This is a genomic window from Vibrio chanodichtyis (genome assembly GCF_028863985.1).
Taxonomy (GTDB): Bacteria; Pseudomonadota; Gammaproteobacteria; order Enterobacterales; family Vibrionaceae; genus Vibrio; species Vibrio chanodichtyis.
In genome coordinates this window covers 260,297-271,358 of record NZ_JARBFT010000003.1, presented here as the reverse complement: position 1 = coordinate 271,358, position 11,062 = coordinate 260,297, and the positions used below count along the sequence as shown (strand labels likewise).

Below are 11,062 nucleotides of genomic sequence, written 5' to 3'. Positions count from 1 at the left end.
CTTAGTCAAACAGGCCAAGATTTTCTTTAGCGTAAGCTTCAAAATCGGTGCAACCACCAATGTGTTGCTCATCAATGAAGATTTGTGGAACGGTTTCTACAGGTTTACCAATGGTTTTTTCCAAATCTGCTTTGGTAATACCTTCGGCGTGGATATCAACATAACGGTAGTTAAAATCATCACGCTTTGCTTTGAGCGTTTCAGCATGTTCTTTCGCGCGAACACAGTAAGGACAACCAGGACGACCAAAAATGACCACAAACATAACTTTCTCCCTCATTTTATTTGCGCGTACTATGCCCGATCCGATGTGGGAAATAAAGTGTGTTTTTTTCTCTTTATTCAATAGCTAAAAACGATGAAATGGCCAGTCATTCGCTTTACTGTTCGATTTTTTTGCTCGCAATTATAATGGAATAGATTGAAACGACTATATTTAGGTGTGAGATGGTGCAATAAGCCTTGATTTTTTTGTGGTTAATTTTGGCAAGTTGTACTGGGTCAAACAAATTTAGCCACTTTGCGGGCAAGCTAGTGGTTGATGATGTATCAGAGAGCTTGGAGGCTGCATGTTTCAATTTATGACCGCGACACGGATCATTTTCGGTGAAGGGTCGTTAGACAACGCTCTGTCGATCATTAGTCAGTATGGCTACAGTGTGCTACTCATTTCAGGCAAAAACCCTCAACGTTATGCAGCGATCGTGGCCTATTTACAGCAGCAAAAACTGCGTTATCAGCATGTACAGGTAACGGGTGAACCGAATATCACTATGGTGGAAGAGACGGCGCTGCTAGGTCGCCGTTTTAATCCAGATATGGTAGTTGCGATTGGCGGTGGTAGTGTGCTGGATATGGGTAAAGCGGTTGCTGCGGTCATTCCTAATCAAGGCAATGTGTATGATTATGTGGAGGTGGTGGGACGCAGTGTTCCGCTCAAAGCTAAGCCGCTGCCTTTTATTGCGATACCTACCACTGCCAGCTCTGGCTCTGAGGTGACGCGCAATGCAGTACTCCGATCGGCGCAGGATCGGGTTAAAGTCAGCTTACGCAGCCCAGATATGTTAGCCGATGTGGCGATTATCGATCCCACGTTGACTTATGGCACTGATCGGCTGATTTCAGGGCGTGGAGCATTGGATGCTTTTACCCATGTGATGGAAGCTTATGTATGTGGTCAGTCTAATCCGTTGACCGATATGATTTGTGAAGAAGGGCTGCGTCGCTTAAGTCGCTCGATAATTCCAGCGTGTTTGCGGGATGATAAAAAGGCGCGCAGTGATTTATCTTTTGCTGCCATGTTAGGTGGTATGGCTTCTACCAATGCCAAATTAGGTGCAGCACATGGACTAGCCGCCGCGTTAGGGGGGAAATTAGAGGCTCCCCATAGCGTGATCACTGCACGGTTAGCGCCGATTGTGATGCGTGAAAATATTCAAGTTGCCCGAGAGGCTGGGCGCAGTGATATTTTGCAACGCTATCAAACCATTTCGCGTATTTTAACCGGGCGTAAAAATGCCGGAGTCGAAGACAGTATTTTGTGGGTTAATATGATGCTAGAAAAATTGAGCATCCCCAACTTGACCGATTTTGGCGTATGCACCACCTCATTTGAACGGGTGGCGACGGATGCGCTCAAATCGACCTCCATTAAAGGCAATCCGATGCCACTTACCGTACAACGCTTGACGCATATTCTGCAGCAAGTGTGTGCTTGTTATCCGCAGGATTTGCCCGTGATTCAGGCTGTCGGCACTGCAAAAATATCCCATTTGTTGCAGCAAGAATAACCGGTTGAGTGGATGGTATTGATGGGTGAATGATTCGGGGAGCCCAATACTTGATACGACAACGGAGCCATTAGGCTCCGTTGTGATACCTCTTGCCATTAATGACTTGGGTTAAAGTAAGGTGGCAATTTATCGTAGCGCGAGTCTTTTAACACTTCTTTGACCCGCTTAAGATTTTCTCGAAAACCGGAACCACGGCGTAGAGTGAAACCGGTTGCCAGTACATCAATCACGGTCATTTGGACCACGCGGCTTGCCATTGGCATGTACACGTCTGTATCTTCCGGAACATCCAAGCAAATCGATAATGAACTGGCTTGGTCGAGTGGTGAATCTTTCGCAGTAATGGCAATCACCGTTGCACCATTTTCACGCGCCAGATTAGCAATTTCAACTTGGCTTTTGGTGCGCCCGGTATGTGAAATCAGCACAATCACATCGTTATCGGTGCAGTTAATACAGCTCATGCGCTGCATCACGATATCTTCAAAACAGCTAATTGGGATATTAAAGCGGATGAATTTATTTTGAGCATCGCGCGCGACAGCGGAGGAAGCCCCCAAACCAAAAAAAGAGATACGTTTGGCTTGAGTTAACAGGTCAACCGCACGATTAATTTGGAGCGGGTCGAGACTATTTTTGGCGACATCGAGACATGCCATGGTCGACTCGAAAATCTTATGCGTATAAGCGTCTGGGCCATCATCTTCTTCTACATTACGGTTCACATAGGGCGTACCGTTGGCTAGGCTCTGGGCTAAATGCAATTTAAAGTCCGGAAAACCTTTGGTATCTAAGCGGCGGCAAAAACGGTTGACGGTGGGTTCACTGACGTCTGCCATTTTCGCTAGCGTAGCGATGCTGGAATGAATCGCCGTTTGTGGTGATGCCATAATCACTTCAGCAACCTTACGCTCTGACTTGCTGAAATTTTCCAGATTTTTTTGAATTTTTTCTAATGTATTCATAGTGTTCACGCAGGCTAGAGCACAACTCGTCGGTTAGGGTGTGGCTGGAAACAACCGGTGATAAATCAATGGTTTCCATATGATGAACCCACCAACGCCAATTGCCAGAGTATAAACCCAAGCACCACAGAAGCAGAAATGAAACTCTCATTAAGACAGTAAGAATATGACCCGCCTCAATTAAATTTTATAAAAACTACACATTTGATGGCCAGCTTCCGTCATATTGGCGATTTCTTGGCGCTGATTGCACCAAGAGTGACCACAATCTGAAAGTTTATTTCGGTTTTTAGTCACTCTTGGTCAGGATGTTAGTGGTTGACAATGCGTGCCGCTAGCTCGGTAAGTTGTTGCATTAACTTCGGTGCTTGTTGGGCAATTTCGCGCTGTTCCTCTAATACACTATGTAAAATTTCTTGAGTAGTCAGCGGGTTGGCGAGTACCACTCGAAATACGATTGTCGCCAGTTTATCCCACTGATGTGGATTTAACTGAGTTCTCGATACGAATGACTTGCCGGTTTCGCGTTGTTTTTTCTGAATAAATTTAGTGAGTTCATTAATTAATTCATTCAGTTGTGCCCGTTGTGACCCTTGTGATTGGGTGAGCGCACTTCGTACCTGTGCTGGAACATAGCGGTAAGTTAACAGGCACAATTCTGGTTGAGACACCAACTCAAAATCGGCTTGTGCCTCAATTAAATCAGCAAAATAGCGCGCTTTTTGTATGCTTTGATCGATTAAGAGCTCAAACCCTGGGCGGCTAATAATGTGCATGCTTGCGTAGACCAGCATGGCCATTCCCGAGCGAGAGCCCTCTAAGGTATGGCTACCCAAGTCTTTCGAACCTTGCCGCAAAATGTACTGCGCATGGTGCTCAATTGAACGCATGGCGTGCTGATCTTTAAATAACACCATGCCTGCGCCCATCGGAATATAGAGCTGTTTATGCGCATCAATGGTGACCGAATCGGCCAGTTCAATCCCATCTAACAGAGCACGATAGCGATGGGACATTAACGTTGCTCCGCCCCAAGCCGCATCAATATGGAAATGGATCTGCTCTTGTTGGCAAATTTGGGCAATCGCTCGCAGTGGATCAATACTGCCGGTTTCCGTACTGCCAGCAACACCGACCACCGCAAAGACTTTTATGTTACGTGTGCGCAGTTCGGCAAGTTTGTGCTGTAAATCGAGTGGACAGATCCGGTTATTGGCATCGGTTTTCACCGCTACCAGCCCTTCTTGACCAATCCCAAGTACATCGGCGGCTTTCTTCAATGAATAGTGGCCACGCTCGGAAACCAAAATGGCTAAACCTTGATAGCCATAGTGCTGCATCGCTTTAAATAGGCCGGCTTTTTCAACCCCAGGGAAATCGCCATTGGCTTTGAGTGCATTATTACGCGCTACCCAAAGCGCGGTAATATTGGCAATGGTTCCACCTGAACAAAATGCACCGAGCGAGTGCTGGGCACTGTGCATCCATTGCTGATAAAAATGGTCGCTTTGCCCGTAAATCAAACGATGGATCATGCCTAACACTTGCCGCTCTAAGGGCGTAAAAGCTTTAGACGTTTCAATTTTGACCAGATTTTGGTTGAGTGCGATCATGATTTTTGACAGCGGCATCAAGAAATAGGGTAGTGCCGAGGTCATATGACCGATAAAACTTGGTGAAGCGGTGTGCACCGAGTGCGATACCAAGCGATCGAGTAAATGTTGGGTATGATCGGAAACGAATTGCGGCTGTTCAGGAATGCACGGGTTAGAAAAATCTTTCTCAATCTCTTTGAGCGGTTTTTCTTCAGCGACAATGTGTCTGCGCAAGAAATCGTTTAAGTTGCGCGATAGCTCTTCATCAATTTGGGTTAATGTCGAATCCGGACCTTCAGGCACGGTGAAGATCTTGAGCAGGGAATCGAAGTTGACTTGCGCAGTTTTTTGTTCTGATACCATACAGCGTCGTGGATATTTGAGTTGATGAGCATTAGGCGCGACAATTTAATTCAAAATGGTGACAATGTCCCGTCTTAATTCGGAAAGCCTTGATTGCATGGATGCTAGGTGCCAGCTAAAAAATGTCAACCATATACAAATCGAATCTTACGCTTTAGCTGGCAAGAGAGACAAAAAATAAGATCAAAATCGGAACTAACAGACTCAGAATAAACCCACTTACAATCGCTACCGGGACGCATTTTACCCCGCCAGTGGTCTGAATTACCGGTAATGTAAAATCCATCGCCGTGGCTCCAGCATAACCAATCGCGGTGCATGGCACGCGGCGGATCAGCATCGGGATCAACACCAGTGCGACCAGTTCACGCAGCAGTTCAATCATAAACGATGCACCACCTAATACTGGGCCGAATGCGTCGCCGACCAGAATTCCAGCTAACGAATACCAACCAAACCCGGAAGCCATTGCTAGTGCTTGATAGAGTGGCATATCGAGCAGCCAGGCGGCGAGTACGCCACCTAACCAACTTGTGGCGACGATGACCACAGCGATGATCATGCCATGTTTATTGAGCAGGATCTGTTTTAATGACAAGCCACTATTGCGCAGTTGAATACCGATAAAAAACAGCAGCAGAAATAAAATCCAACTGCTAGCTGATTCCACCCACGCTAGATTTTGATTAAGTAAAATACCGATTACTAGTCCTGCGCCAACCACCAAAATCAGTTTGGCTGACTCTAACATCATGCTTGAAAGCGATAGTTTAGTGTGGTTGGTGTCGGTACGCAGTGGCAAATAGTGATCAATTACAGGTAGCGCCAGTAAATTACATGTGCCTAGTATCACGAAAAAGACCGCACTATATTTAACGATAGTCTGTAGATTGGCTTGTAGATTATCTAACCCTGCCAAACTTAAGCCCATTAAAAATAGGATCACATATACTAGATGTGAAGTCGCGCGGCTCAACCGATGCAGGTGTAATGGGTTATGGAGGGTAACCAGATAACCGACCAGTAGTGGTGCCAAAATAAACATCATCCCTGATAGCATAATTTCCTCACTGTGCTTCAGATACCGCTGGCACTGATCACATCACTTAACTTATGTTTAAATTCCATCTCACTCATATTGCTGAGTTGGTAAAGCACTTCTGCGCCTTCCGCGTTGATCTCAACCTCGTGATCATCTAGTGCTTCATCTCGTTTTCTAAAGAGCAGCAGATGATGTGCGATACGCGCAACATCCAGATAACTCACTTCTGGTCGGGCGCTGATTAATTCACTATTGCATGACACTTCTAAAAAGTCGCTATCGAATCCCCAATGTTGCAAGACTGATTGACTGATCGGTGAACATTGTGACTGGAAGATTTGCAGCGCAATGTTCGGGTCGAGATAATGACCGTGTTGCAGATACAGATGGTACTCATTGACTAGACAGAATAGACCAATATCCGCCAATAAACCGACTAATAATGCCTTTTCTAACTCAAGACAGTGGTATTTTTTCGGATCAATCGATTTGAATGTTTGTGCCACTAGTAACATTGTCGCACCCAGTTCACGCGATGCCATGGCGCTTTTTACCAAGATATGATGGCACGCTTTATTCAGATTGACCGAATGTTTGAGCTGTTCGATGGCTTGCGCGGTGACTATATCACGTACCCGTAAAATACCCAGTCGAGAAACGGCCGTCACAATCTCATTGCAGGTAATGTTACGTCGATTAAAGACCACCGAGTTGGCGATTCGAATGACCGTAGCCGACAGGCCTGGATCTTCAATCAAGCAATCGGCCACATCGGAGATCGAAGTTGACTCAATCAAACACAGCCGCTGAATTTTCAGTACCACATCCGAAATAGGGGGGAGGGAGATTTTCCCAGTACTAATCGAAAGCTCGACCAATTGCGCAAACTCAGTTTCCAATCCTTGGATGAGTTGATGTTTTGTTTCTGGTAACCAGTAAAAAGATAGGTGACTCATAAAATACACGATCAAGCAAAGTGAGCTGCATTTTTACTATCGCTAAACCAAATAAGCAAACAGTTCCAAGCTTTTTACGCCTCGAATAACTTTGGTTTGAATTACGGCTAAAACGTATTGATTGCTTGAATGTTTTTGGCTTAATTAGCGGCGTCAACAAAAAATTGACACTGTGATACTGATCTCATAATGTGCCCAGATCAAATTGCATCAGTGTGAGATAAGTCCGGACTTATTTTGCTTCGTTAACTATCATTGTCTACACAAAAAAAAGCAAGCCAATACTAAAGATTGAATAGGCTTGCTAAGAAATTCATATTTTCGCTTTATTGCTGCTATCTGGTGATCTTCCTTAATCGGGGAATATGATTAAAGGATCAATGGATATGAATGAGCAACAGTTTTTAAATTACATAACTAAGTTTGGCGCATATCAAAGACGTTCTATGTTTGGTGGTATCGGGTTGTTTCAGCACGATGCGATGTACGTGTTGGTTAGTGAAGAGCGTATTTTTATCCGCGGTTGCGAGGAGTTAGACCCTGAGCTGATTGATTTAGGGTGTGAAAAATATCGTCATGTCAAAAAACAGACTACGGCTACAGTGAATTATTATGATATTACCGATCTTTATGAGCAAAATTATCCAGAGCTAGATTCGATTATCGAGCGTTCTATTCAATTTTCGGTGGATCAGCGTGAGTTTCAACGTTCAGTCGCTAGTCGTCGTCTACGTGATCTGCCCAATATGCAACTCACCTTAGAGCGCATGGTAAAAAAAGCCGGTATCGATGATGTTGAAACCTTTATTAAGTTAGGTGCGCCAGCGGTGTTTAATAAGGTGCGTCAGACTTATGGTAGCGATGTTGATGTGAAGTTATTGTGGAAGTTTGCCGGTGCGATTGAGAGTATTCATTGGAAACTGCTGCAAGAGCCACGTAAGCGTCAGTTGCTGGAAAGTTGTCAGCTACGTTGAAACATGCCACACCATTAACGTGATAAAAAATAAGCCGGATGATACCGGCTTATTTTTTTATGTTTATCAATCGTTTGTGGCATTTGTGACTTGCTACAGCGGATAAGGTTAAACGCTATTGGTGGTTAACCAAGTGCGTTTAAAAATTAAAGCGAGCAGTAAACATCACCTGATCGTTGTAAAAATCGTTAAAGCGCGCTTCCGCTCCGAGTGCAAACAATTCGGTGGCATGGAAGCGTGCATACACTGAGCCTAACCAGTCGTCATTATTATCAATCGAGACATAACCCGCTTTGCCACCGACTTCAAGCTGTGGACCTAACCATTGGCGAATACCGATATTCAGTTCCATTCCGGTATCAGCGCTAGAGCGTTTGCGATCATCAACTAAGCGAAATAACATTTCCCCAGTCAAATCAGCCCAGTTGTTGACTGGAGCGTGGAAGCCTAATCCTGCAGCAAAGTCGAAATCACTTTCGAACTCTGAATCGATCCGAGCAATTGCGTGCGCATTGGGATGAATAGAGCGGCTCATCGCAGCACCAAAAGTCATAGGGCTAGCGCCGATACGCGCTTCTAGGTAGTCATAACTAAAGTTACTCATTACTGCGCGGTTATCACGCTCACCTTGAGCTACCGCTGAACCTGCGCCAAGAAGTAGTGCAGTTACCAGGATTGTTTTACGCATAATTAAGATAAACCTATCTCTTCAGATTAATTCCAAGGCCGCTGCGGACGAATAGGCAACGGCTGAAGCCATACATCAGCTCCGGGTTCATGGTTTGACATCATAAAGCATTGATGTATCACGCTACTATCAAAAAATGTCAGAGTTTTGTCGTTTAGATGAAATTTAAGCAAATTAGATGCCAAATTCGGATTGACGCTACTCACCAAAGCTCATTCTTTTTGCTGCAATCGCATTGAGGATTTTTTCAGCGTCCAAAATCTGGATCCAAGGCATTAGATCACTTTCGTTGGCAATCACATAGTGCGTGAGCTGCTCTTTGACCACTTGTCGTAATTGTTCACCTTGCCACGGTTTAGCAATATAGAAGTGTAGGCTGGCATGATTAACCGCTTGTACCGTGTCTTCCAATCCTGCTTGACCAGTGAGTAACATTTTGCGCGTTTTAGCGGTATCCACATCTTGATTTAATTCAATCAAAAATTGGATCCCAGTCTGCTCTGGCATAATGTGATCACACAGAATTAACGCCAACGCGACCTGTTCATCTCGATAATCTTCAATCACCGATTTGGCTTCTGCCACCGATTGTGCTGCTTCAATAATAAAGTGCTGTTCGAAACAGTCGAGATCTTGCACCACGCTGTCGAGCACTTCTCGTTCATCATCTACACATAAAATCAGATATTTGTTCATGGCTTGCTCCTGGCCAACTTTGGTGCGACTAAAGGGAGCCACACGGTCATGCTGGTGTATTGGTTGGGCTCAGATTTGACCTCAATCCAACCTTGATGTTGTTGAATGATCTGTTGGCATACCGACAGACCAATACCAAGCCCAAAGTTGCCTTCGCGCTTGGTGGTATAGTTGAGGGCAAAAATCTGCTCGGTGAGTTGTGCTGGAATGCCACATCCGTTGTCAGTAATGTGGATCACGGCGTATTCTTGATCTTGATAATGCTGTTGCTCGGTTTCAATCCGTAATCGGCCATGTTCAGGAAATGCATCAATCGCATTGGAAATTAGATTGGTCCACACTTGTTGTAACGCGATAGGTAAGCAGTAAATCAGTGGTAGTGCGGCGTATTCTTTTTCTACCGTGTGTCGTTTCAAGCGATTTTCGAAAATGACCAGAGTATCTTCTATCCCTTCATGAATATCGGTTAAGCGATAGGTTTCATCGTCCGGCCTTGCATAGCCTTTCAGGCTTTTGACCATATCGGCAATACGCTGTGCACAGACTTGAATCGAACGCAAAGTACTACCCGTGAGATGGTAGCTTTCTAATTGTTCTAGCTGTTTTTGTGCCGCGTCAGGATCGCTTTTGGCGAATTGGATTAAATTTTGATTGTCATCGAGACCCAGTTTGACCATTTTTTTGGCCAGTAGTCGATGATGAATGATGGTTTCCAACTGTTTGGCTTTGCTGCGTTCTTGTGAGGTGGATATGGGGCGCGCTTGCATTGCTTGGCGCAATAAATTTGCCCCCAATTCGATTTGGGTACGTTGTTCTTCATTGAGCAGATGGCCAATATGGCTCGAGAGGGTTTCGGTACCGCGTAATATGGCCGCTACTGGATTGTTCAATTCATGAGCCACCCCCGCGACTAATTGACCGAGCATAGCCATCTTTTCGCGTTCCATTAATTGCTGATGGGCCGATTCGAGTGAGTCGAGGGTTTTTTGTAACTCCAATTTGGTGGTGATACTACGTTGTAAACGACGATTGAAATGGCGCAGCAATAAGTTGGTAAACAGTGGCAATAAGCTGGTGTCGTTATGCATTACTTTGGCAAACACCTCGCGGTCGAGTTTGATCACTGCGGTTTTGGTTAAGGTGATGGCGGTCGAAAATGATGGCTCACCGGTAACAAATGACATGCCACCGACAATATTGCCTTTGGTGTGACGTACCACTTCACGTTGCTGACCAAGGTCATCTTTCTTATACAGCGCCACTTCGCCTTCAGTGATAAACCACAGAAAGCGGTTTGGCTCGCCTTCTTTAGTCAGCAGATGTTGGGCCGAATAGCTGCGACACGCTTGGGTATCATCTTGCTCGGCAAAAATTTGATGCAGAGCACCAATCACCTTTTCGGCTAATTCATTATCTGACAGGCGGTGGTAGTCAGAGATGAATCCTTCACGATAACTACGCATTTTATTATCGATATGCGCGCGTAATAAGCGTTGCTGATCAAGCACTGCACTGTAAGAGAGAACATTGTCTTTATCGTGTTCAAGCACAAAAGAGGTGAGTTCTTGTACCACGGTTTTGTAGAGAGCATGCTCTGGTAGCGGTTGAGTTAGGCAGTAATCTAAACGCCCTTCATTGACTGCATTGAGAATAGCTTGGATATCCTCGTCACCACTGATCAGAACCTTGCGGGCGAATTTGGTATGAGCAATTTTATCGAGTCGGATCAAAAACTCAGCCCCATTGAGCTCTGGATGATGGCTAGCGATAACTAATGCGACGATTTGTTCACTTTGTTCTATAAACTCAAGTTGTTGCTCAGCCTCTTCGACAGACCCGCTGCTGTAGATATTGAATTTTCCAGCAAAGCTCGCCAATTCTTGACACCAATTTGCAACGCTTAGTGGATGGTTGTCTAAAATGAGTAGGGCATACCGATTCACAACGTATTCTCTGGCCACGGGTTAGATGGTTACTGTAGCAGGGATAG

The 11,062-nt window shown here is 45.1% G+C and carries 9 protein-coding genes and 1 pseudogene; 2 read left to right on the top strand and 8 right to left on the bottom strand.

Annotation, left to right across the window (positions count from 1 at the left end; all coding sequences use genetic code 11):
• Position 1: 1 nt before the first annotated feature.
• Positions 2 to 265 (bottom strand): GrxA family glutaredoxin, encoded by a 264-nt coding sequence (locus tag PUN32_RS04870; protein ID WP_000498418.1) that lies wholly within the window; start codon positions 263 to 265, stop codon positions 2 to 4.
• Between the two features lie 304 nt (positions 266 to 569).
• Between PUN32_RS04870 and PUN32_RS04865 the strand changes: the two are divergent.
• A pseudogene (locus tag PUN32_RS04865) lies at positions 570 to 1,812 on the top strand (iron-containing alcohol dehydrogenase).
• Positions 1,813 to 1,888: 76 nt separating this feature from the next.
• Here the strand turns inward: PUN32_RS04865 and PUN32_RS04860 are convergent.
• The 4 genes from PUN32_RS04860 to PUN32_RS04845 all read right to left on the bottom strand — a co-directional run bounded on the left by PUN32_RS04860 (position 1,889) and on the right by PUN32_RS04845 (position 6,714).
• On the bottom strand, positions 1,889 to 2,758 hold the full coding sequence (locus PUN32_RS04860) for a MurR/RpiR family transcriptional regulator (protein WP_166013183.1): 870 nt from the start codon (positions 2,756 to 2,758) through the stop codon (positions 1,889 to 1,891).
• A gap of 311 nt (positions 2,759 to 3,069) precedes the next feature.
• Complete coding sequence (gene panP / locus PUN32_RS04855; protein WP_274722031.1) at positions 3,070 to 4,716, bottom strand: pyridoxal-dependent aspartate 1-decarboxylase PanP; 1,647 nt, start codon at positions 4,714 to 4,716, stop codon at positions 3,070 to 3,072.
• A gap of 154 nt (positions 4,717 to 4,870) precedes the next feature.
• A complete protein-coding gene (locus PUN32_RS04850; RefSeq protein WP_274722030.1) occupies positions 4,871 to 5,776 on the bottom strand; it encodes a lysine exporter LysO family protein in 906 nt (301 codons plus the stop codon).
• 17 nt (positions 5,777 to 5,793) lie between these two features.
• Positions 5,794 to 6,714: an HDOD domain-containing protein gene (locus PUN32_RS04845; RefSeq protein ID WP_274722029.1), complete on the bottom strand. Its 921-nt coding sequence runs from the start codon at positions 6,712 to 6,714 to the stop codon at positions 5,794 to 5,796.
• A gap of 386 nt (positions 6,715 to 7,100) precedes the next feature.
• On the opposite strand from PUN32_RS04845, the gene PUN32_RS04840 reads away from it, so the two are divergent.
• Entirely contained in the window at positions 7,101 to 7,688 is a 588-nt protein-coding gene (locus tag PUN32_RS04840) for a TfoX/Sxy family DNA transformation protein (RefSeq protein ID WP_274722028.1), read from the top strand.
• A gap of 139 nt (positions 7,689 to 7,827) precedes the next feature.
• Here PUN32_RS04840 and PUN32_RS04835 read toward each other — a convergent pair whose 3' ends face one another.
• The 3 genes from PUN32_RS04835 to PUN32_RS04825 all read right to left on the bottom strand — a co-directional run bounded on the left by PUN32_RS04835 (position 7,828) and on the right by PUN32_RS04825 (position 11,015).
• Positions 7,828 to 8,376, bottom strand: a complete 549-nt coding sequence (locus PUN32_RS04835; RefSeq protein ID WP_274722027.1) for a hypothetical protein — start codon at positions 8,374 to 8,376, stop codon at positions 7,828 to 7,830.
• Positions 8,377 to 8,574: 198 nt separating this feature from the next.
• Positions 8,575 to 9,072: a response regulator gene (locus PUN32_RS04830; RefSeq protein ID WP_166013177.1), complete on the bottom strand. Its 498-nt coding sequence runs from the start codon at positions 9,070 to 9,072 to the stop codon at positions 8,575 to 8,577.
• Positions 9,069 to 11,015, bottom strand: a complete 1,947-nt coding sequence (locus PUN32_RS04825; protein ID WP_274722026.1) for an ATP-binding protein — start codon at positions 11,013 to 11,015, stop codon at positions 9,069 to 9,071. Before PUN32_RS04825 ends, PUN32_RS04830 begins: the two co-directional genes overlap by 4 nt.
• Between the last annotated feature and the right edge of the window lie 47 nt (positions 11,016 to 11,062).